Source organism: Vibrio sp. 10N.261.52.C2, assembly GCF_041471425.1.
In the GTDB taxonomy this organism is placed as follows: Bacteria; Pseudomonadota; Gammaproteobacteria; order Enterobacterales; family Vibrionaceae; genus Vibrio; species Vibrio crassostreae_C.
Genome location: NZ_JBFROH010000070.1, coordinates 59,522 through 82,629, shown reverse-complemented (window position 1 = coordinate 82,629; position 23,108 = coordinate 59,522). Strand labels below are relative to the sequence as shown.

Genomic DNA, 23,108 nt, shown 5'->3' with positions numbered 1-23,108 from the left:
CTTCATTAATAAATCATTTAATTAAACTAAAAGGCCTTACATAAAAGTAAGGCCTTAACTGCTTGAAGGTAACCGTCAGTTTAACGTAATTGGCTATCTTTACTTGCTCGACGGTTAAACAATGAATGTCGATGTGCGTCATGCTCTAATACTGACTGACATTCTATACACAAACGAACGCCTTTGATCGCGCGTCGTCTTTGTTCCGGAATCTCATCACCACACTCATCACAATAACGCAAACCCTCACCACCTCGAAGGTTTCCTCTTACACGAGAGATCTCATCATCAATGGTATTTTGTATTTGCTGGCTGACACTATCGTCACCAGCCCATCCTACGGCCATAAGCCCTCCTCAGTATTTGAACGAGAAAATCTATACCTACCGCGGTAAGAGCATATTATAGCCACATTTAAGGATTGTAATAATTATCAAAATCAATAAAACACTATTACACATAGGTAACAAAAATTATTTATTTCTCGCCACTGCACTATTCTATAGGCAATAAAAAACCCAGCCTGTTGGCTGGGTTTTATAAGTAACCTAATGCTTAATCAATCTAATTAACCGATGTGCGTTACGCCGCCCATGTATGGTTGAAGTACTTCTGGGATAGCAATACGGCCATCTGCTTCTTGGTTGTTCTCAAGGATAGCAACCATAGTACGACCAACAGCAAGACCAGAACCGTTTAGTGTGTGTACAAGTTCAGGTTTTTTCTCGCCTTTACGACGGAAACGAGCTTGCATACGACGCGCTTGGAAATCCCACATGTTTGAACAAGAAGAAATCTCACGGTAAGTCTCTTGTGCTGGAACCCATACTTCTAAGTCGTAAGTTTTCGCAGAACCGAAGCCCATGTCACCTGTACATAGAATCACTTTACGGTAAGGAAGCTCTAGAAGTTGAAGTACTTTCTCAGCGTGGCCAGTTAGCTCTTCAAGCGCTGCCATTGAGTCTTCTGGCTTAGTGATTTGTACTAATTCAACTTTATCGAATTGGTGCATACGGATAAGACCACGAGTGTCACGACCGTAAGAACCCGCTTCAGAACGGAAACACGGCGTGTGAGCTGTCATCTTAAGTGGCAGTTCAGCTTCATCAGTAATCGTGTCACGAACCATGTTCGTTACCGGTACTTCCGCAGTAGGGATAAGCGATAGAGTCTTAAGAGGCACGTCACTTACTTGCTCAGTTAGCGGGCTTGTGTGGAACAAGTCTTCGCCGAACTTAGGAAGTTGACCAGTACCGTAAAGGCTATCGTGGTTCACTAGGTACGGTACGTACATTTCTGTGTAGCCGTGCTCATCAGTGTGAAGGTCCAGCATGAACTGAGCAATAGCACGGTGTAGACGTGCAAATTTGCCTTTCATCACGATGAAACGAGAACCCGAGATTTTAACTGCGCTAGCAAAATCAAGACCGCCAGACATTTCGCCAAGATCGACGTGATCTTTCACTTCAAAGTCGTAAGTCTTAGGTTGACCCCAACGAGAAACTTCTACGTTATCGTCTTCATCTTTACCATCTGGCACTTCTGCATCAGGTAGGTTAGGAATAGACATTGTGATCGTTTCTAGCTCAGATTGAAGATCAGCCAATGCTACTTTAGCTTGGTCTAGTTCTGCGCCTAAGTTGCCTACTTCTGCAAGGATACGCTCAGCTTCTTCATGGTCGCCTTTTGCTTTCGCTTGACCAATGGACTTCGATCGAGAGTTACGTAACGCTTGTAGCTCTTCAGTTTTCATCTGAAGGGACTTACGTTTTTCTTCAAGTTCACGAATTGTCTCTACATCAAGGGTGAAGCCTCGACGTGCTAATTTTGCCGCTGTTTCATCCAGCTCAGCTCGAAGTAATTTAGAATCCAGCATTGCTAATCCTATGCTTTAGTTATTTGAATATTCAGTAGCTTGCTACTGAATCACTGCTAAACCCCTAAAACTGGTGTTATTTCGACCAATTTATAACGATTTAATTGAAATTTTATGACTAGGTAACGATATCCAAAAAAGACTACTTTTCATAGCGTTTTTGTGGGCTTTTTGCGTCCAAATCCGCCAGATAATCTAGCTTCTCGCCAATTTTGGTCTCTAAGCCTCGTTTTGTTGGGAAATAGTATTGCTTCTCTCCCATTTCAGGAGGCAGATACTTTTCACCAGCGGCGTAGGCTCCTGGTTCGTCATGAGCATAACGGTATTCTTGCCCGTAGCCCATGTCCTTCATCAAAGTTGTCGGTGCATTTCGCAAATGATGCGGCACTTCATATTCAGGAAGATTGTGAGCATCTGTTAACGCTTGCTTCCACGCGGTGTAAACGGCGTTACTCTTTGGTGCACATGCGAGATAAACAACCGCCTGCGCAATCGCACGCTCCCCTTCAGCAGGGCCAATGCGCGTGAAGCAATCCCAAGCCGACATCGCTACCTGCATGGCGCGAGGATCAGCGTTACCGATATCTTCAGAAGCAATCGCCAGCAAGCGTCTAACTATATACAAAGGATCACAACCCGCAGCAATCATTCGTGCTGACCAGTACAAGGCCGCATCAGGGTTTGAGCCACGAATTGACTTATGAACCGCGGAGATTAGGTCGTACCAAATATCACCCTTGTTATCGAAACGAGCGACTTTCTCACCAGCCACTTCAGCCAACAACTGCAAGGTTATCGCTTTCTCGCCTTTATCGTTGTCTTCTGCCATGTCATACAGCAGTTCAAGGTAGTTAAGCGACATACGCGCGTCGCCGTTAACCAGTTCTGCAAGGCGATCTAAAACATTATCAGCAAAATCAACAGGCACATCACCTAACCCACGTTGCTTATCTTCAATCGCTTGGCGAATGACAAGAGAAATATCATCTGTGTTCAGGGACGTCAGTTTGTAGACACGCGCACGTGACAACAAAGCGTTGTTCAGTTCAAAAGATGGGTTTTCTGTCGTCGCACCAATAAAGGTCACGGTGCCATCTTCGATATGAGGCAGAAAAGCATCTTGCTGACTTTTGTTAAAGCGATGGACTTCGTCCACAAACAGGATGGTTCTGCGCCCTGCTTGCTTGTTCTCGCGCGCTTTTTCAATTGCAATACGAATGTCTTTTACGCCCGAGGTTACCGCCGATACACGTTCCACTTCAGCATTCGCATAGTTTGCTGCAACTTCGGCTAACGTCGTTTTACCGGTGCCCGGAGGCCCCCACAAAATCATCGAGTGGATATGGCCCGCTTCCAACGCTCTGCGAAGTGGTTTACCTGGGCCTAATATATGCTGCTGACCGATGTACTGTTCGACAGTTTCCGGTCTCATACGAGCAGCAAGGGGACGAAAATCTTCGTCCCCCGCAAAATCTAAGCTGTAATTACTCAATTGCAATCTCTTGATTCGTTGATGGCATTAATGCCTATCGACGTACTACCAAACGATCTGCTTGTTTAGATCAGTTTCTTTGGTCGTCGACCTCGACACCTTCCGGTGCCACAAAAGTAAAGCGGTCTGCTGCAGGTTTACCCAAATCAACATTGCTAAAGGTAAACTCACCTTTTTGACCGTCTTGTTCAATCACATTAAAGCCCTGAACAATGCCCTTTTCGGTGATATTAATCTGGAAGTCACCCTGATTAGAATCGACAGCAGTTGGCGTTAGCGTGAATTGGTTACCCGTTTGCGCCACATTATAATTATCCCAATCACTTTCTTGGTTACGTGTAAGCAGGACAAAAGGTGTCTGTGATGTCGCTTGCTCTTGCCAATAAATGCTCACTTGCTCAATGAACGGGCTGTAGTACCACAAGCTTTGGCCATCAGATACCAACAAGTTTTCATCAGGGAACGTGGTCTCCCAGCGGAACAGGCTTGGGCGTGCAATCTCTACCGTGCCCTCACCTTCCATAACAACATCACCATCAGGGCTGGTCACGACTTGTTTAAAGTCAGCGCTGAAGCCTGCGTTTAATGCCAAGCGGCTACTCAACTCTTCTTTCGGAGAAGCAAACACTGAGAAGCTCATAAATAAAAGTGCGAATACTTTTTTCATCAATAATCCTGTTAGAACATAAGTCGGTCATATTTTCGATTTGACCGACTGAATAGTTATGAGTTCCTACCGGAACTAATCTTTTGGTGGCGCTGGTGCTAAGACTTCTCGGTTACCGTTATGACCTGGAGCACTTACGATACCTTGAGCTTCAAGTTGCTCGACAATACGTGCAGCACGGTTGTAGCCAATCTTGAATCGACGCTGTACACCTGAAACTGAGCCACGACGTGAATGAACAACGTGTTCTACCACCTGATCAAACAGAGGATCGACCTCTTCATCACCTTCCATCTTCTCACCCGGAAGCAAGGTTTCTGGGGTTTGTTCGCCGTTGGTGATTTCATCAATATAGTTTGGCTTACCACGCGCTTTCCAGTTATTCACGACTGCGTGTACATCGTCATCAGATGCAAAGGCACCGTGAACACGAGTTGTATGGCTAGAACCAGGAGGCAAGTAAAGCATATCACCCATGCCCAATAGTGATTCCGCACCACCTTGGTCAAGGATAGTTCGTGAATCCGTTTTAGTTGATACCGTAAAGGCCACACGGGTTGGAATGTTCGCTTTAATAAGACCAGTAATAACATCCACTGATGGACGTTGCGTCGCTAGGATCAAGTGAACACCCGCCGCACGTGCTTTTTGTGCCAAACGTGCAATCAGTTCTTCAACCTTCTTACCAACCACCATGATTAGGTCGGCAAATTCATCAACGATAACCACAATGTAAGGCAGTTTCTCAAGCAATGGCGCTTCTGGGTCCATGCTGTCGCCCGGCTTCCACAGTGGATCGTGAATTGGATGACCCGCTTCCGCTGCCATCTTAAGCTTATCGTTGTAACCTTTAATGTTACGAACGCCTAATGCTGACATCAGCTTATAACGTCGTTCCATCTCGCCAACACACCAACGAAGGGCGTTCGACGCATCTTTCATGTCGGTTACCACTTCAGACAATAGATGAGGAATACCCTCATAAACCGATAGCTCAAGCATTTTCGGGTCGATCATGATGAAGCGAACATCTTCCGGTGATGCTTTGTAAAGCATACTCAGAATCATTACGTTCACACCTACCGACTTACCAGAACCGGTTGTACCTGCAACCAGAACGTGAGGCATTTTCGATAGATCAGCAATAACGGCTTCACCAGCGATGTCTTGTCCTAGAACCACTGTCGTTGGCGATTTCGCTTCTTGGAACTGAGGGCTAGCAACCACGTCTGAGAAGAATACCGTTTGGCGACTCATATTCGGCAGTTCTAAGCCAACATAAGGTTTACCCGGAATCACTTCTACGACACGTACTGCCAATGCAGAGAGCGAACGCGCTAAGTCCATAGAAAGGCCAGAAATACGGCTTACTTTCACACCTGGAGCCAGATCAAGTTCGAATCGAGTGATTACTGGACCTGGGAAAATGTCGACAACGTCTGCTTTGATCTTGTAGTCCGCTAGCTTAGATTCAACAAGACGAGCAATTGCCTCTAGTGCATCACGGTCAATAAAGGTTTCACGCTTTTCAGGGTGGAATAACAATTCAAGCGTGGGTAATGGCTCAGCAGGCTTAGGTAAATTAACATCTTGTTGAACCAAGAACGGATTCTGCGCCGCTGCCATATTCGCTTGGGCTTCAGAAACAATGCTTTGGAATGCGGCGACATCTTGATCTTGATGCGCAGGTTCTTCTTCCGTTACTTCTTCCCAAGGAAGATCAACAGTTGGCTCTAGGTTTTGTGCTGTTGGCTGTTCAGGTTCTGAATGTTCTTCTTGATAAGGGAAAGGTTCAAACTGTTCTTCGATTAATGCTGCGTCAGCTAATTCAGCTTCAGCCTGTTCTGATTCAAGCTCTGAGCCCTGTTGGTAGCTTTGCTCTTCCGTAACATCAAACGGTGAAGGTTGTGCAGAGAAATCGTCTTCCACGGTTGCTTCTGGCTCGCCCATAGGTGAAGCGTATAAAGATTCAGGTTGAACATCTTCAGCACCAAATTCGCCATTTACTTGTGGTGAGCTATCTAATTCTGGTTCAGCACTTCTAAGGTCAGCATGAGCAGGGCCAACTTCTGGTTGTTCGTTCTGCATGTATTGTTGGTAAACAACCTGAGAATCATGCGCGTCAACCTGATCTTGTTCTGCTAGGTCATCTTCATACATGGCCGCATTTTCTAGCTGCTCTATCGTTGCATTCAACTGTTTAGAGCGCTCAATACCTTCTTCTAGCGGTTCTTCTGGCGCTTGGTAAACAGCTGCTGCAGGGATCGTTTGCTCTGACTCAATTACCGCTTGAGGCTGAACCTGAGGTTCTTCATGAACAGGAGCTTCTTGTTTCGCAGGAGCATCGACAGGCATATGAATATTGTAATGACGCTTCGGCGATGCAGCATTGTCTCGCGCATTTGTCGCCACGTCTGCCGACTCATTGGTCGCAGAAAAACTCATCGCAGGATCTAGCGGATCATGCTCTGTTGATTCTTTGTTGCCTTCTATAGCAGGAACATCGCGGTAAGTTGGCGCTTGATGCTGCTGATGACGTTCTTCGATTAAATCGCGGTCTGCTGATTCTCTTAATTGAGGCTCAAGCAGCTCTTGGTCTTGGCCACGAGCCTTATTAACAGTAGACGTGAAAAATTTGATGGCACATTCACCCAACCATTCCACAATGCTTAGCCAAGAGATACCGGTTAATAGAGTGAAACCAGCACCCCATAAGAAAAGAAGAACCAGCGTACTACCAAGAACATTCAACGTTGGAAGTGCAAGGCTTGTTAAAACGTCACCTACCACGCCACCGGATGAAAAGTACCAGATGTCGTCAAAGTTGATATCCGCTAAACCACAACTCGTAAGAATTAGGATAGTCAGGCCAAGTAAGCGAGTGCCCCACAGCATGAAGTCGATCTGCTCGTCTTCATTACGTTTGCGGAATAAAACCCACGCAGCAACCGTCACTAAGATAGGCAGAGGGTAAGCCAAAGAGCCAAATACGAAGAAAAGCGTATCCGCCAACCAAGCACCTAGGTAGCCACCCGCATTTTGAATGTCACCACCCCACGCCGTTTGCGACCATGATGGGTCTGCAGGACTAAAAGTTAATAACGCAACGGCAAGTAGAATAGAGAAGAGAACACCGAGAATCAGACTGCACTCTTTGAGACGTTGAGAACCACTCAAACGAGGAGACTGAGGCTCTTCACTCGTTTTAATGATTGTTTCTACTTTATTACTGCTCTGCTTGAACATAAACCAACTTAATAATTAAACGGGATAAAAACATCTCGAGCGGCCAAAGCCGCTCGTTTCAATGAAACTACTGTTGATTTAACCATATCAAACAGAAAAACCCAATTCCAGAAAGCAAGAAAGCGGAACAAATGTCCGCTTTCTTTCATTTCACCAATTGTGACTAACGAGTTTTAATCACAAGTTGATTGGTTTGTTTCACTTCTTCCATTACTACGTAAGTTCGAGTGTCGTTTACGCCCGGTAGACGAAGTAACGTATCACCCAGTAGCTTACGGTAAGCACCCATATCAGATACACGTGTTTTTAGAAGATAGTCAAAATCACCCGACACTAAATGACACTCTTGGATGTCATCCAGTTTCTGCACAGCGGTGTTGAATTGTTCGAACACATCTGGCGCACCACGGTTCAACGTAATTTCAACAAACACTAAAAGTGAAGCATCAAGGTACTGTGGGTTCAGCAACGCTGTGTACCCAGTAATGTAACCTTGACGTTCTAAACGACGAACACGTTCAAGACATGGAGTTGGAGAAAGTCCTACTCGTTTTGAGAGTTCAACGTTTGAGATACGACCGTCTTTTTGCAACTCATTAAGAATGTTGCGGTCAATACGATCTAGTTCCTTGGACGGCTTCTTATAATTGTCTGCCATTTTTTATTCCACCTTATTACTTCCTTGCAAAAAAATATACTACAACTTTTTAATATTCAGTATCAAATTTTATCTAAACCTATCTATACTAGATATTAATTCGACAGAATTACCCTACACATAGATAAAACAACCAAAATAAAATGAGGAGTCAGGATGATCATTGGCGTACCTAAGGAAATCAAGAACCACGAATACCGCGTTGGTATGACCCCAGCTAGCGTGAGAGAACTAATCTCACACGGCCACCAAGTTTTTGTAGAAACCAATGCCGGTACTGGTATCGGTTTTTCAGACGATGATTACATCGCTGTAGGCGCATCCATTCTTCCTACTGCTGCTGACGTTTTCGCGAAAGCAGAGATGATTGTAAAGGTTAAAGAACCTCAAGCTGTCGAGCGAGCTATGCTTCGCGAAGGGCAAATATTATTTACCTATTTACACCTTGCACCAGATTTTCCACAAACTGAAGAGCTTATCAAGAGCAAAGCTGTCTGCGTAGCCTATGAGACTGTAACAGATAATATGGGTCGCTTGCCACTATTAGCACCAATGTCTGAAGTAGCTGGTCGTATGTCTATTCAAGCAGGTGCACAAACATTAGAGAAATCTAACGGTGGTTGTGGTCTTCTTCTTGGTGGCGTTCCAGGTGTTGAACCAGCAAAAGTTGTTGTTGTTGGTGGCGGTGTTGTAGGTGCTAACGCAGCACGTATGGCTGTAGGCCTTCGCGCTGATGTTACAATTCTTGACCGTAACGTAGATACACTGCGTCGACTTGATGAAGAATTCCAAGGTCGCGCAAAAGTGGTTTATTCTACTGAAGACGCCATTGAGAAGCATGTTCTAGAAGCAGACCTAGTAATTGGTGCAGTACTAATTCCTGGCGCAGCAGCTCCAAAATTGGTTACAAAAGAGCACATCGCTAAGATGAAGCCAGGTTCAGCAGTTGTTGATGTTGCAATCGACCAAGGCGGTTGTTTCGAGACTTCTCACGCAACCACTCACGCAGACCCAACTTACATTGTTGATGACGTAGTTCACTACTGTGTTGCAAACATGCCTGGCGCTGTTGCTCGTACTTCAACTTACGCACTAAACAATGCAACACTTCCTTACATTGTTAAGCTAGCGAACAAAGGCTACCGCGAAGCACTTCTATCTGATGAAGGCTTCCTAGAAGGTCTAAACGTTATTCACGGTAAAGTAACTTGTAAAGAAGTTGCAGAAAGCTTTGACCTTGAATACGTAGACCCAGCAGAAGCAATCGCAATGTTTAACTAATGATGTAATGACTAACTGAACGCAATAATCTTCTCGTTGAAGCGTTCAGTTAACTCATACACATTAAACAAAAAGCCAGTACGACATTATGTCGCGCTGGCTTTTTTGCATTAATGGATTTAGTTCGTAAAAACACGTAACAGTACGGTTTACCACTAGCGCTCGATTTTAACCCCATGAATCAATAGATTTCTTGGCGTAATACTGCGTTCACAGAACTCTTCAATCGTAGCTTCATAACCTTGCTCTTGCAGATAGATAGCGCGATCTAAAGCCAGCCATATCTCTAATGGTCGTCTAAAGACTTGTTGAACCAAACTCAGCTTTTCCATTTCCCAGAAAAGCGCTTCGCCTTGAATCAAATAAGAGTCAAAATCAATATCTGAGCCCAGCGATAGCTCTTTCACTTCAGATGCCCAACGGCAGAAAGATTCAAAGCCCTCAGCTAACTCTGATTTTTTGATGCTCGGTACAGGAATGTATTCGTCAATGTTAAGTTCAGCCTTAAGCAACTGGCTGAAGCCTAGACGATAGCTCATCTCTAGTTGACGATGTCTTTTTACTCTTTCACCACCAGTAACGGTTTCTTGAAGCGGGATTCTCAAGTCGCTCTTACTTAACGTTAATGCTGAGCTTTTCGCGATAGAAGACATCGCTTGATAGTTTTCGTCTCGAATAAGATGATAACAACAAGGAGAAATAGTGACCGCTGGTAGCCCATGTGACACTGACTTTTTAACTAGCTCAACATGAAGATCACCACAAGCATGAAGGGCCACGGCATGTTGGTACGAATTAAACACGTCATCGGCCTTGTCTGAAAACGCATCTCCTTGAACAAAATCCATCGCTAACTTCTGGTCATCCGCAATCTTTTGTCCGCTTTCGCATAACGATTGCTGCCATTCAAAGCTAGTGACTTTTTGATCCGATTGCTGAGATAGGATTCGACCAAGAAAGCCTTTACCAGAACACCACTCGAGCCACTCTTTTCCATAATGGTTCTCAAGCACAGCTTCTCCCATCGAAACAATTTGTTGCAACTTTCTTCCAGGAATACCATCTCCAGTACCGCGAGCAAGCTTTAACCCGGCAAGTGTCGCTCTTTCAAACTGGATATTTTGGTTAACGGCATATAATTGAGGGAGGAAAAGAGTCAATTCATCGGCCAATAGCTGAGGCTGCTCTTTCAACGTTTGAATGCGCTGAATACTCAAGCCTTCTAACCAATCAACAAGAGGACGATTCACATTGCGCCATGGTGTTTGGTGAGTTCGACATAGATGGAAGGGCTCTGAACGCCAATAAATTTGGTGCTCTAACAAAAATGAGTCGAGTATTTTGAATCGTGAATGCATGCTTCCCCCTATGATGGGTGGATTGTAGAGGGTAGAGGCCGAAATAGAAAGGCACTACATGAGATGCGGCGCAAAGAGAGGCAGTGTAAAGAAAAGTTATCGAGATGCGAACGTTTGAGGATGATACATAATTAAAACAAAAATCGGCCTGATAACAGACCGATTTAAAATTTAGAAATGCTTCCGAGCTTCTAGTCTTGTAATGTTCTAATCACTATCTCACCGGCAGATCGATATCCTTAAACATCTCTTCGATCTCATCATTCGATTTTAAAGAGATAGCTTGTTCAACAACAGGTCGAGTTAAATGCGGGGCGAAACGCTCCATGAAATCAAACATGTACGAACGCAGGAAAGTGCCTTTTCTAAAGCCAATGCTGGTGGTGCTTGCACCAAATAAATGACTAGCATCAATAGCGACCAGGTCAGTATCTTGTTCTTGGTCGATGGCCATACTTGCAATGACACCAACACCAATGCCCATACGAACGTAGGTTTTGATTACGTCTGCATCGGTCGCAGTAAACACAACACGCGGTGTTAAACCTACTTTGTTAAACGCGGTATCAAGCTCAGAACGGCCAGTGAAACCAAATACATAAGTCACGAGAGAGTAAGCCGCAAGATCTTCGATCGTGATATTACGCTTCTGTGCCAGGGGATGATCTTTGGTCACGACGATCGAACGGTTCCAGTGGTAACAAGGCAGCATAATCGCATCTTGGTAAAGGTGTAGCGCTTCCGTTGCAATCGCAAAATTCGCTGTACCTTTAGCGACGGCTTCTGACATTTGGCTTGGCGTACCTTGGTGCATGTGAAGCGATACTTTTGGATAGCGCGCCGTGAAACCTTTAATCACATCAGGCAGTGCATAACGAGCTTGAGTATGAGTCGTTGAAATATTCAATGTACCCATCTCTGGATGTGTGTGTTCACCCGCTACCGCTTTAATGCTTTCAACGCGCGCCAAAATCTCTTGAGAGATACGAATGATATCCTCACCCGCTTGGGTAACCTGCGTTAGATGCTTGCCGCTACGCTCAAAAATCTGAATGCCTAGTTCGTCTTCAAGTAATCTAACTTGCTTACTAATGCCAGGCTGAGATGTGTACAAACTCTCTGCTGTAGCTGAAACATTTAGGTTATGGTTTACAACCTCAACAATGTACTTCAGTTGCTGTAACTTCATATCTAACCTCGTAATCCTTTACTCATTTCTGTGCTAACTTATTTGCAAAGAGAGCGTTATAGTCGCGTGTAATATAATTAATAGTTATAACGCTTCGAACACAAAAATGACAGGAAAATTGAGTTTTTCTAGCTTAACAAACAAAAATATCACTAACGCTTTGCAACCCAACCCTCATTCTCATACATTAGTTGGTAAGTTTTGATTGCCGATTTCGCTCAACAAGAGATAATCAGAAATTGCAATTTACGAGTGCCGATACACAATGGAATCGTGTATCCTCTCCAGTTAGCTATAGAAAATAATAAGCAGACTCAAATATATGAATATTGGTTTAATAATCGTCTTAGTAGCCGTTCTTTTGGTGTTAGTTTTAGGCTACAACATCATGCTTCAATATAAAGTTAAGGTAGAAACAGCGAAGAAACAGGAAGCTTCTCGTTATCTAACCATTATTGACGGTACAGAAGAACTGATTGGCAACGCTCATCACATGCCGTTTAGCCAAGATCTTCTTGTATGCTTAAACAATCGAATTCTTGATGCATTAGAAAACATGTATCAACTCGATCCAAAAAATAAGCAGCTTGCCCAACGCATTGAAAGCGTAAAACAACAAATCACTCAGCTAAAAGAGAACTACAAAGGTGGCGAGAGTACCGCTTTCCGCGTACCAAGTAGTGACAAGCAAGCGATCATGATGCTTAAGTTAGTTAAACGCCTGCGTGATACGGTGCGCAACGAGCACAATAAAGGCCGTTTCGAGACTCAAGCTTATGTGGTTGAAAATGCTCGCCTAGAAACAATTCAAATCCGTATTAACATTGAAAATGTTATCAAACGTGCAAACGATTCGATTTCTCGCGGACAACCGGGAACAGCGATTCAGCTATTACGCAAAGGTATTGATGCTTTGGCGACTAAGAACGACTCGTACTCTAATCAAGCCAAAGAAAAGCTTCAACAGATGCTTAACGAGCTTGACCAGAAACGCCAAGACAAAAACGCTCAAGATTTGCAGCAGATGGAATCTAAAGAACGAGAAGACGATATGGATGCCCTCTTCGGTCAGAAGAAGAAATGGTAACAGTCTAACTCAACACTTAAAGGCCGCCTTATTTACATTAAATAGGCGGCCTTTTTTGTAGCTGTTGAATTTCCTTTCTCTGTATAGGGAGATCTCTTGAGCTGTGATAAAATCCCCGCATTATCAACAAACTTTCCCTGACCATGTATCAAGAATTACTCGCTCCAATCCACTCTTTTCTTAAAGCCGAAACGCCAGATTCATGGATAGATGAAGCCAAAAAGCCAGAAAATCTTCACATCATTCTACGCGATCACATGCTGTGTGAACTTAAGGCTGCACAGAGTGCTTTATTCCTTATTCGCAAGTACGCCGTCGATAAAGAAAGCGCGAAGCAACTGAATGAATGGATTTTGCCATACGAGCAATTTGCTTACCGTCGTATCGGAGACTTAGAGTCTCTGCGTGGTAAAAGCAACGTATCCAAGCAAATCACAGCGAAAGAAGGCTGTAATTACGGTGCTGACCTAATCGATAAGATGGTTTTACTGATCAAAGAAGAGCTGCATCACTTCTACCAAGTCATGGAGTTGATGGAGAAGAAAGGCGTGACTTACCAGCCAATCGAGGCGGGTCGTTACGCTAAGGGCTTGATCAAACAAGTTAAGACTTACGAGCCTGATGCTCTGGTTGATAAGCTTATCATCGGTGCGTTTATTGAAGCTCGCTCTTGTGAGCGCTTCGCTAAATTGGCTCCTTTCTTGGAAGAAGACATGGAGAAGTTTTACGTGTCTCTACTTCGTTCAGAAGCTCGCCACTACCAAGATTACCTTGAGCTAGCAGAACAGATCGCAGGGAAAGATATTTCAGAGCGTATTTCGCATTTTGCTCAAGTAGAAGCTGATCTTATCACTTCAGAAGACAGCGACTTCAAATTCCATAGTGGTGCTCCGGTTTAGGCTCCACACAGAGCATTCAGTCCAGTTTAGACTAATCCAGACTAAAAAATTAAGGCCAGCAATTTGCTGGCCTTCTTTATTTATATCTCAATCCAAATATAGACTTAAGCAAGCGTACCGTTGATCTCTGCAAGTACAGCAGCAGGGTCTATCGCTTGCGTAATCGGACGACCAATAACAAGGTAGTCTGAACCTGATTCAATCGCTTTAGAAGGCGTCATGATGCGCTTCTGGTCACCAACATCTGCGCCGACAGGACGAATACCTGGAGTAACTAGCTTGAACTCTTGACCAAGTGCACCTTTAAGCAAAGAAGCCTCTTGTGCAGAACATACAACACCGTCTAAGCCAGAGTTTTTCGTTAGAGAAGCCAAGCGCATCACGTGTTGTTGTGGTTCAAGATCCAGACCGATACCCGCTAAGTCAGATTGCTCCATACTGGTGAGTACCGTTACACCGATTAACAGTGGACGATCTTTGCCATAAGGTTCTAAGATTTCGCGAGAAGCCGTCATCATACGCTCACCGCCACTTGCGTGTACGTTCACCATCCAAACACCCAGTTCAGCGGCAGCACGGACTGCTTTTGAACATGTGTTCGGGATGTCGTGGAATTTAAGGTCTAAAAATACTGAGAAACCACGCTTATGTAATTCACGAACAAATTCAGGGCCAAACAGGGTAAACATCTCTTTGCCCACTTTTAGGCGGCAAGATGCTGGGTCAATTCGATCGACAAAGGCTAACGCATCCGCTTGATTATCATAATCCAAGGCTACAATGATTTTTTGGTCGTTCATTTCATCTCCTAACGCAGTTAACTTTCTAAAAATTTCTAATCACCTAAGCAGGTGATAAATAACAGTCATAAAAATGCAGCCCGAAAGCTGCAATTAATAATTTGGTCTTAAAGTGACCACAAATCTATTCACCATCAAGCCCACGAATAGGCTTGATCGTCCCCCACCCTTTACATGAAGGGCAGTGCCAATACAAAGAGTGTGTCGAGAAACCACACTGACGACAACGGTAATGAGGCTTAACCTTAAGCTGTTCACCAACCATAGATTGAAGTGTGGTTAAGCTGTCTTTTGCTCGGCCTTCTTCTGCTTCCGCTAGGTGGTAATCGATTAATCGATAAAAACCTTTCATGGTTGGATTTTTAACAAGCTGCTTTGTCAGTAACTCTTGAGCAGAGCCTACATCTTCATGGTGAGCAACCAATTGCGCCAGCATCAGTTCGGCAGATACACCGGCTTTCTTCTGAATACACGCTTTGAGGAACTCGACCAATTGAGCTTCTTGTCCAAGCTTGTGGTAACACTCAGCTAGGGTTGGTAACACCTCACTGATAAAATCGATATCTTGTTCTAGTACCGACTCAAGACAATCAATTGTCTTTTGGTAATCTTCGTTTGCTAAGTGGAACTTCCCTAGCGCGATACTTGCGCGAACACATTTAGGGTCTTCAGAAAGCGACTTCTTAAAATGCTGAAGCGCTTTAGAACGATTACCATCGGCTTGTTCTTGCATTGCAAGTTCACACCAAAAATGCGCAACGGTCGCACGCATCTTCATTTTTTTCTTGCCGAGCTTAACTAAGATATTTCCGTAATGGATGGCTTTGTTCCACTCACGGGTCTGCTGATAGATAGCAACCAACTGCTGTAAAGCGCCCTCTTTATGGTCAGGTTCTTCTACAAGTTGTTCAAATATTTTTTCAGCGCGATCAAGGAAACCAGAGACCATATAGTCTTTCGCTAATTGTTGCAGTGCGAGGTTTTTCTGATCGAGGGTAAGCCCCGAACGAGAGATGAGATTTTGGTGAATACGAATAGCACGGTCGACTTCGCCTCTTGAGCGGAACAAGTTGCCCAAAGCCAAGTGAGTATCGATGGTTTCATCGTCTACTTGAAGCAGCTCAATGAAATGATCAACCGCTTTGTCAGATTGATCTGACAGTAATAGGTTCAAACCCGTCACGTATTGACGGGAGATCTGGTGTGATTGCTTTTGTTTTTCTTGCTGAGCATTACGATTACCCATATACCAGCCATAAGCGGCTGCGATGGGCAAAAGTAAGAACAGTAACTCTAACATCAAATATAGCCTTTAAGCTTTAGTATCAGCAGCGACCTGCTTTGATTGCTTATTGAGTTGCTTCTTCAAGCGATGAATTTTTAGCTGAGACCGCATGTGCATATTACCAAAGACTAACCAAGCAAGGGCGAAGCCTGAAACGAATACAACACCTAATAAACTTGATAGGTGGAAGTCACCTTGCGCTAGCAGATAGTTGAAATTCACAGTTGTTTGGTTTTGAGAGCCTAAAGCCAGTGCAATTAGGAAAAGTGCGATAACGGCGACTATTTTTATAATTTTCATAGTTCATCACTCATTGGTTGGTTAGCTGTACGATTATGCAGGAAAATTACTAATCAGACCACCATATTATGGTCATAAAAAAGCGGCATACATTATAGTATGCCGCTTTTCTTAATTCCGATAAGTAGGCTACATTCCTGAGTTTACTCGTTCACGCAGCTCTTTACCTGGTTTGAAGTGAGGAACGTATTTACCTTCTAACTCAACCTTGTCACCAGTCTTTGGATTACGTCCAACACGAGGCTCACGATAATGCAGAGAAAAACTGCCAAAACCGCGAATTTCGATTCGATCACCACTTTCTAGTGTTGAAGCCATATGCTCTAAAATGTCTTTTACAGCGTCTTCAATTTCTTTTGCAGAAAGATGCGTTTGCTCAGCGCACAGTCTTTCAATCAATTCAGACTTAGTCATAGTTACCCTCGTTGGTTTTCTTTTTAGAAATTATAGACCTATCGGAAAAATAAGCAAAAAAAAAGGAGCCTTACGGCTCCTTTCTTGGCTAGATAGCTATAATTCTCTTAATGAGAAGCTATTATTCGCCTTTAGCAGCTTTGAATGCGTCTGCCATTGCGTTACCGAACGCGCCTTCTTCAGACTTGTTCAGTGAAGCCATTGCTTCTTGCTCATCAGCTTCATCTTTAGCTTTGATAGATAGGTTGATTACGCGGTTCTTACGGTCTACACCAGTGAACTTCGCTTCAACGCTGTCGCCAACGCTTAGGATTAGAGATGCATCTTCGATACGGTCGCGAGAAACTTCAGAAGCGCGGATGTAACCTTCAACGCCTTCGATTAGCTCGATAGTAGCGCCTTTCGCGTCAACTGCAGTAACAGTACCGTTTACAAGAACACCTTTCTTGTTGTCAGCAACGTATGCGTTGAACGGGTCGTTTTCCATTTGCTTAACGCCAAGAGAAATACGCTCACGCTCTGCATCTACTGCTAGAACAACAGCAGAGATTTCGTCGCCTTTCTTGTATTCACGTACAGCTTCTTCGCCGGCAGCGTTCCAAGAAATGTCAGATAGGTGTACAAGACCGTCGATACCGCCTTCTAGACCGATGAAGATACCAAAGTCAGTGATAGACTTGATCTTACCAGTAACTTTGTCGCCCTTAGCTTGCATTTCTGCAAATGACTGCCATGGGTTAGCTTTACACTGTTTCAGACCTAGAGAGATACGACGACGTTCTTCGTCGATATCAAGAACCATAACCTCAACTTCGTCGCCAACATTAACAACTTTAGAAGGGTGGATGTTCTTGTTAGTCCAATCCATTTCAGAAACGTGTACTAGACCTTCAACGCCTTCTTCGATTTCAACGAAGCAGCCGTAGTCAGTTAGGTTTGTAACACGACCAGAAAGCTTGTGACCTTCTGGGTAACGCTTAGCGATTGCTACCCATGGATCTTCGCCTAGTTGCTTAAGACCTAGTGAAACACGAGTGCGCTCACGATCGAACTTAAGAACTTTAACTAGGATTTCGTCACCAACGTTAACGATCTCTGATGGGTGCTTAACGCGCTTCCAAGCCATATCTGTGATATGTAGAAGACCGTCAACACCGCCAAGGTCAACGAATGCACCGTAGTCAGTAAGGTTCTTAACGATACCTTTAACTTCAGTACCTTCTTGTAGAGTTTCAAGAAGTTCGTCACGCTCAACACTGTTTTCAGATTCGATAACAGCACGACGAGAAACAACAACGTTGTTACGCTTCTGGTCTAGCTTGATTACTTTGAACTCTAGCTCTTTGTTTTCTAGGTGAGCAGTGTCACGGATAGGACGTACGTCTACTAGAGAACCAGGAAGGAAAGCACGGATACCGTTAAGTTCAACAGTGAAACCGCCTTTAACTTTACCGTTGATGATACCAACAACAGTTTCAGCTTCTTCGCAAGCTTTCTCAAGTACGATCCAAGCTTCGTGACGCTTAGCTTTCTCACGAGAAAGTTGAGTTTCACCGAAACCATCTTCAACAGCGTCTAGAGCTACGTCTACTTCAGCACCAACTTCAACTTCAAGTTCGCCAGCAGCGTTCTTGAATTGTTCAGCAGGGATAGCAGATTCAGACTTAAGACCAGCGTCTACAAGAACGAAACCGTTCTCGATAGCTACTACAGTACCTTTAACGATGCTGCCTTGTTGGAATTCAGTTTCAGATAGAAACTCTTCAAAGAGTTGAGCAAAAGATTCAGTCATTATTTAATCTTCAATAATTAAACGTCCATGGGTATCCTACCGCATGGGGTTGATAAATTCGCCGGTCATCATCCTTGCGACCAACGTTCGTACTAGCTCGGCGAAATTACCCAGCCAGTTTCGATTCAATATAGTGTAGTGCTTTTTCTACTACCTGCTCAATATTCATTGAGGTGGAATCAAGCACTAGAGCATCCTCTGCAGGGCGAAGTGGCGCCACTGGGCGATTACGATCTCGGTCGTCTCGCTCTTGGATCTCGCTCAAAAGGTCGTCAAATTTAACATCTAACCCCTTCTGTTGCAACTGTTTAAGGCGGCGACTCGCACGCTCTTCAGCACTTGCATCTAAAAATATTTTCGCTTCAGCTTCAGGAAACACAACCGTTCCCATGTCACGACCATCTGCAACCAAACCAGGCGCAGCGCTGAATGCACGTTGACGACGAAGCAGTGCTTCGCGAACGCGAGGTAAAGCAGCAACTTTTGAAGCCGCCATGCCTGTCTCTTCTTTACGAAGTTCACCAGACACATCTTCACCTTCTAGGATAACCTTAACTAAGTCGCCTTCAGCAATAAACTGCACGTCTAAGTGTGTAGCAAGCGGTACTAAAGCATCCTCTGATTCAGTATCCACACCATGGTGAATTGCCGCTAAAGCCAATACGCGATAGATCGCGCCTGAGTCTAGAAGATGAAAGCCTAGCTTATCTGCTAGCAACATACACAGGGTACCTTTACCTGCACCACTTGGTCCATCAACCGTAATCACTGGGCTTTGAGAAGGCATCTTTTACTCCACGTTTTGTCGTAAGTTTTATTCTGTACTAGCGATTCGCCACTACTTTATAGGCGGCATATTATAGAGAAAAATTGGAACTCGAGCGAGGTAAATCTCAGATAATTCCGTGTTGATGATGCATAAACCAATGCAACTATCCCAATATCCGTTTGCTTAGGTCAATAAGACACACACGCGCTTTTCGATAGCGCACTTTTCGGTAGATAGAAAAAAGCCTCGCAATAGGCAAGGCTCATGATTTTTCATTTTGTAGAGCAAACAAGAATTCGCTCAAAGAAGCTTAACCAATAATAGCTCGAACCGCTTCTAGGTCTTCAGGCGTATCAACACCAGCCGCAGGTGCTTCCGCCGCAACGTCTACGTGGATTTTTTCACCGTACCAAAGTACTCGTAATTGCTCTAGGAACTCAATACGTTCAAGAGTGCTTGGTTCCCAGTTAATGTAGGTATTGATAAAACCCGCTCGGTAAGCATAGATACCAATATGACGAAGCAAAGGAGATTCCGCTGCAGTACCGTTGTTCGCGTAAGCATCGCGATCCCAAGGGATGGTTGCTCGGCTAAAATACAAGGCATAACCGTCTTTATCGGTTACAACTTTAACGGCATTAGGGTTAAACACTTCATCAGCATGAGTGATTTCCACACCTAACGTTGCCATCGGAGCTGTACTGTTAGCAAGATTGTTGGCAACCTGATTAATGATCGAAGGTGGGATAAGTGGCTCATCACCTTGAACATTCACGATAATATGATCATCAGGAATATTCATAACTTCAATCACTTCAGCTAGGCGTTCAGTGCCCGATTCGTGATTCGGTGATGTCATACAAACGGTCGCGCCAAATGCTTTAGCCGCTTTTTCAACTCGAGCGTCGTCGGTAGCGATAATAACGTTATCGGCACCCGCTTTCATTGACTGTTCGTATACCCATTGAATCATCGGCTTTCCACCAATGTCAGCAAGTGGCTTCCCTGGTAAACGGCTCGATTGGTATCTTGCAGGTATAACAACCGTATAAGACATTACTTACCCTCATCCATAGAAACGGTGCGAGCTTCAGGTTCTAAAAGAACAGGAATACCCTCTTTAATTGGGTAAGCAAGGCGATCAATTTTACAAACAAGCTCTTGCTTATCCTTGTCAAAAGTTAGTTTACCTTTACATACAGGGCAAGCAACGATCTCAAGTAGACGGTGATCCATAGTATTCCATAACCTCTTTTATTCTTTTTAAAATTTGCTGTTGCGAATCTTCATCAAACTGCGCAGAAACTGGAAGATACCACCAGTTATCTTGCGCATATTCTTCGCATTTTACAGCGTCTTTTTCTGTCATAATCAGATTCATACCTTTATTAGCTAAGGCATGAAGTTCATCTTTATCAAAATCTTGATGGTCGGCGAAGCCCTGTGTGAAAACCACATCACCATCAAGATCTTCCAATGTTTTAAAAAAGCGCGGTGGGTGGCCAATACCGGCAAAAGCCACCAGCTTGTGTAATTTTGCCACAGACCTTTTCTGACCAGTCTTTAGGTTAACTGCTTGGCTTGGAAGCAAAGACATCGAGAACTCTCGACCGTGCGCTTTACCGCCATTGTTTACCAAAAAGTCGACTTCATCTAAACGAGAAACCGGCTCTCGTAATGGACCTAAAGGAATCAAACTCTCACTACCAAAGCGTCTTGCGCCGTCGATAACTGCAAATTCAATGTCGCGTTCAAGCGCGTAATGCTGAAGGCCATCGTCAGTGATAATCACATCAACGCCTTTGCTCAGCAATGCTTTCACTGCGTTAGCTCGCACAGGGTCGACTGCGACTGGCGCACCAGTTCGCTTACGAATCAAGCGAGGTTCATCACCCGAATGCTCAGCTGGGGTATTTTCATCCAACACCAACGGATAGCTTGGTGCTTTTGCACCGTAGCCGCGAGATACGACTCCGGGTTTAAAGCCGTGAGCCTGAAGCATCTCAACTAACCAAATCACAACCGGTGTTTTACCATTTCCACCAGCAGTAATATTGCCCACAACAATAACAGGTAAAGGCGGGCGGTAGGTCTCTTTATTTCCTGAGAGATAAGCGTCACGACGCCGACTACTGATCATTTTGAACAGCAGACTCAGTGGCCACAAAAGCGGCCAGAGAAGATATTTCAACGGGTGATTGTTAAACCAAATCTTTTCGATCACAACAAGACCTAATTTATCCGCTGAACTGAATTCGGTGTAATTGTGCATAAGCACCATCATGCGCGATTAGCTCAGCATGTGCGCCCCTTTCTACAATATGTCCATCATCAACCACTAGAATTTCATCAGCTTGCTCGATGGTAGAGAGTCTGTGTGCGATAACTAATACTGTTTTGTCTTTCTGCAGTTCTTCTAGTGCAGATTGAATAGCTCTCTCTGACTCTGTATCCAGTGCAGACGTTGCCTCATCAAGAATCAAAACCGGTGCATCTCTCAATAGCGCTCGTGCAATCGCAATACGCTGTCTTTGACCACCAGATAGACTCGCGCCATTCTCGCCCACAACCGTATCAATGCCATTTTCCATACCATCGATAAACTCACTTGCATGAGCAAGCTTAGCCGCGTATTCGATCTGTTCACGTGAATACTGTTCTTCTGCTGCGTAAGCGATGTTGTTAGCCACCGTATCGTTAAACAGATGTACATTTTGAGAAACGAGCGCAAAGTGCTCACGCAGATTTCTCAATTCGTAATCACGAATGTCGTGGCCATCAAGCTCAATTGAACCAGAGTCTACGTCATAAAAACGAGTAAATAGGTTGGCAATGGTACTCTTACCCGAACCCGATCGCCCAACAAGCGCAACCGTTTTACCTTTCGGTATATTAAAGCTGACCTTATCAAGTGCTGGTTTTTCTGCACCGTCATAAGTAAACGTGACATCTTTTACTGCAACTTCACCCGTTACAGTTTCAGGTTTCAACGTTCCTTTGTTTTGCTCGGTATCTAGATCCATCAAGCCAAATAGAGTCGTACTCGCAGCCATACCACGTTGGAATTCAGACGTTACGTTAGTTAACGCCTTTAGCGGACGTAATAGACCAAACATTGCAGAGAAGACAACGGTAAACGTACCAGGAGTAAGCTCGGCTTTAATAGAATCGACACTAGCAAGGAATAGAACAACAACAATCGCAACTGATGCGATCATTTGAATAATCGGGTTAGCGGCCGCTTGAGCAGTGATTAACTTCATGCTTTGTTGGCGCATTTGGTTACTAACTTTATCAAAGCGGTGTTTTTCTAGATCTTGACCACCGTAAGTTAGAACCACTTTATGCCCTTTCAGCATTTGTTCAGCTGAAGAAGCAACGTGACCCATGCTAGTTTGCATGTTCTTAGAGATCTTTCTGAATCGCTTCGATACGATACTGATCGCCCACGCAACCAAAGGCGCTACAGCAAATAACACCAAAGATAACTGCCAACTATTCCAGAACATCAGCGTCAACAAGCCAATAATACTTGCACCTTCACGGACAATACTGACTAACGCTTTACTGGTTGCTGCAGACACTTGCTCTGAATCGTAAGTAATTCGAGATAGCAATGCGCCTGTCTGTTCTTTATCGAAGAAAGAAACAGGCATGTGCATGAAATGGCTGAAAATCTTACGACGAATTTCCATCACCACATTGCCAGAGACCCAACTCAAGCAATAGGTTGAAACAAAGCCACTGACGCCACGAACGAACATCATGGCAAAGATAATAAGTGGAAGTGTACGTAAAAAGTCAGATTCAGCATTACCAAAGCCTTCATCAAGTAACGGCTTTAGTAAGGAAATCATATAGGTATCAGAAACGGCATTTATAATAAGCGCAATTACCGCAACACCTAGGCCGGCCTTATATAATCGAATATAAGTCCAAAGTCTTTTAAATGTGACCCAGGTAGTTTCATCTGTTTGTGTTGACATAGAATCGCT

The 23,108-nt window shown here is 44.2% G+C and carries 21 protein-coding genes; 3 read left to right on the top strand and 18 right to left on the bottom strand.

What is annotated here, in order from left to right; genetic code table 11:
- Nucleotides 1–80: 80 nt before the first annotated feature.
- The 6 genes from AB4307_RS21120 to lrp all read right to left on the bottom strand — a co-directional run bounded on the left by AB4307_RS21120 (nucleotide 81) and on the right by lrp (nucleotide 7,939).
- Nucleotides 81–347: a DksA/TraR family C4-type zinc finger protein gene (locus AB4307_RS21120; RefSeq protein WP_372133378.1), complete on the bottom strand. Its 267-nt coding sequence runs from the start codon at nucleotides 345–347 to the stop codon at nucleotides 81–83.
- Nucleotides 348–568: 221 nt separating this feature from the next.
- A complete protein-coding gene (gene serS, locus AB4307_RS21115) occupies nucleotides 569–1,876 on the bottom strand; it encodes a serine--tRNA ligase (RefSeq protein ID WP_017060250.1) in 1,308 nt (435 codons plus the stop codon).
- A 142-nt stretch (nucleotides 1,877–2,018) separates the two neighbouring features.
- The gene (locus AB4307_RS21110) at nucleotides 2,019–3,374 is read right to left on the bottom strand and encodes a replication-associated recombination protein A (RefSeq protein ID WP_017060249.1); all 1,356 of its coding nucleotides are present in this window, start codon (nucleotides 3,372–3,374) and stop codon (nucleotides 2,019–2,021) included.
- Between the two features lie 64 nt (nucleotides 3,375–3,438).
- On the bottom strand, nucleotides 3,439–4,035 hold the full coding sequence (lolA, locus tag AB4307_RS21105) for an outer membrane lipoprotein periplasmic chaperone LolA (protein WP_017060248.1): 597 nt from the start codon (nucleotides 4,033–4,035) through the stop codon (nucleotides 3,439–3,441).
- A gap of 75 nt (nucleotides 4,036–4,110) precedes the next feature.
- The gene (locus tag AB4307_RS21100; RefSeq protein ID WP_372133375.1) at nucleotides 4,111–7,281 is read right to left on the bottom strand and encodes a DNA translocase FtsK; all 3,171 of its coding nucleotides are present in this window, start codon (nucleotides 7,279–7,281) and stop codon (nucleotides 4,111–4,113) included.
- Between the two features lie 163 nt (nucleotides 7,282–7,444).
- Nucleotides 7,445–7,939 carry a leucine-responsive transcriptional regulator Lrp gene (gene lrp / locus AB4307_RS21095; RefSeq protein WP_004734558.1) on the bottom strand — a complete coding sequence of 165 codons (495 nt, stop codon included), beginning with the start codon at nucleotides 7,937–7,939 and terminating at the stop codon, nucleotides 7,445–7,447.
- A gap of 156 nt (nucleotides 7,940–8,095) precedes the next feature.
- Between lrp and ald the strand changes: the two genes are divergently transcribed.
- Nucleotides 8,096–9,220, top strand: coding sequence for an alanine dehydrogenase (gene ald / locus AB4307_RS21090; RefSeq protein ID WP_017060246.1), 1,125 nt, complete (start codon nucleotides 8,096–8,098; stop codon nucleotides 9,218–9,220).
- Between the two features lie 155 nt (nucleotides 9,221–9,375).
- Here the strand turns inward: ald and AB4307_RS21085 are convergent, their stop codons facing one another.
- Nucleotides 9,376–10,578, bottom strand: a complete 1,203-nt coding sequence (locus tag AB4307_RS21085) for a methyltransferase (protein WP_372105243.1) — start codon at nucleotides 10,576–10,578, stop codon at nucleotides 9,376–9,378.
- A gap of 214 nt (nucleotides 10,579–10,792) precedes the next feature.
- A complete protein-coding gene (gene cysB / locus AB4307_RS21080; RefSeq protein WP_010439939.1) occupies nucleotides 10,793–11,767 on the bottom strand; it encodes an HTH-type transcriptional regulator CysB in 975 nt (324 codons plus the stop codon).
- Between the two features lie 322 nt (nucleotides 11,768–12,089).
- Between cysB and AB4307_RS21075 the strand changes: the two genes are divergently transcribed.
- Nucleotides 12,090–12,854 (top strand): hypothetical protein, encoded by a 765-nt coding sequence (locus AB4307_RS21075; protein ID WP_017060243.1) that lies wholly within the window; start codon nucleotides 12,090–12,092, stop codon nucleotides 12,852–12,854.
- 143 nt (nucleotides 12,855–12,997) lie between these two features.
- Nucleotides 12,998–13,753 (top strand): tRNA isopentenyl-2-thiomethyl-A-37 hydroxylase MiaE, encoded by a 756-nt coding sequence (gene miaE / locus AB4307_RS21070; RefSeq protein WP_017060242.1) that lies wholly within the window; start codon nucleotides 12,998–13,000, stop codon nucleotides 13,751–13,753.
- 104 nt (nucleotides 13,754–13,857) lie between these two features.
- On the opposite strand, the gene pyrF is transcribed toward miaE, so the two are convergent.
- The 10 genes from pyrF to msbA all read right to left on the bottom strand — a co-directional run bounded on the left by pyrF (nucleotide 13,858) and on the right by msbA (nucleotide 23,099).
- Nucleotides 13,858–14,553 carry an orotidine-5'-phosphate decarboxylase gene (gene pyrF / locus AB4307_RS21065; protein WP_017060241.1) on the bottom strand — a complete coding sequence of 232 codons (696 nt, stop codon included), beginning with the start codon at nucleotides 14,551–14,553 and terminating at the stop codon, nucleotides 13,858–13,860.
- A 124-nt stretch (nucleotides 14,554–14,677) separates the two neighbouring features.
- Nucleotides 14,678–15,853: a lipopolysaccharide assembly protein LapB gene (gene lapB, locus AB4307_RS21060; RefSeq protein ID WP_372133371.1), complete on the bottom strand. Its 1,176-nt coding sequence runs from the start codon at nucleotides 15,851–15,853 to the stop codon at nucleotides 14,678–14,680.
- A 12-nt stretch (nucleotides 15,854–15,865) separates the two neighbouring features.
- A complete protein-coding gene (locus tag AB4307_RS21055; RefSeq protein ID WP_017066774.1) occupies nucleotides 15,866–16,138 on the bottom strand; it encodes a LapA family protein in 273 nt (90 codons plus the stop codon).
- Between the two features lie 129 nt (nucleotides 16,139–16,267).
- Entirely contained in the window at nucleotides 16,268–16,552 is a 285-nt protein-coding gene (gene ihfB / locus AB4307_RS21050; protein WP_017060238.1) for an integration host factor subunit beta, read from the bottom strand.
- A gap of 121 nt (nucleotides 16,553–16,673) precedes the next feature.
- The gene (gene rpsA / locus AB4307_RS21045; protein WP_010439921.1) at nucleotides 16,674–18,344 is read right to left on the bottom strand and encodes a 30S ribosomal protein S1; all 1,671 of its coding nucleotides are present in this window, start codon (nucleotides 18,342–18,344) and stop codon (nucleotides 16,674–16,676) included.
- Between the two features lie 106 nt (nucleotides 18,345–18,450).
- The gene (cmk, locus tag AB4307_RS21040) at nucleotides 18,451–19,131 is read right to left on the bottom strand and encodes a (d)CMP kinase (RefSeq protein ID WP_017060237.1); all 681 of its coding nucleotides are present in this window, start codon (nucleotides 19,129–19,131) and stop codon (nucleotides 18,451–18,453) included.
- A 292-nt stretch (nucleotides 19,132–19,423) separates the two neighbouring features.
- Nucleotides 19,424–20,170 carry a 3-deoxy-manno-octulosonate cytidylyltransferase gene (gene kdsB / locus AB4307_RS21035; protein ID WP_372133369.1) on the bottom strand — a complete coding sequence of 249 codons (747 nt, stop codon included), beginning with the start codon at nucleotides 20,168–20,170 and terminating at the stop codon, nucleotides 19,424–19,426.
- Entirely contained in the window at nucleotides 20,170–20,349 is a 180-nt protein-coding gene (locus AB4307_RS21030; RefSeq protein ID WP_004736429.1) for a Trm112 family protein, read from the bottom strand. Before AB4307_RS21030 ends, kdsB begins: the two co-directional genes overlap by 1 nt.
- The gene (gene lpxK, locus AB4307_RS21025) at nucleotides 20,330–21,337 is read right to left on the bottom strand and encodes a tetraacyldisaccharide 4'-kinase (protein ID WP_102321280.1); all 1,008 of its coding nucleotides are present in this window, start codon (nucleotides 21,335–21,337) and stop codon (nucleotides 20,330–20,332) included. The genes AB4307_RS21030 and lpxK overlap by 20 nt, the downstream gene beginning before the upstream one ends.
- 13 nt (nucleotides 21,338–21,350) lie before the next feature.
- Nucleotides 21,351–23,099, bottom strand: coding sequence for a lipid A ABC transporter ATP-binding protein/permease MsbA (msbA, locus tag AB4307_RS21020; protein WP_102321278.1), 1,749 nt, complete (start codon nucleotides 23,097–23,099; stop codon nucleotides 21,351–21,353).
- Nucleotides 23,100–23,108: the final 9 nt, after the last annotated feature.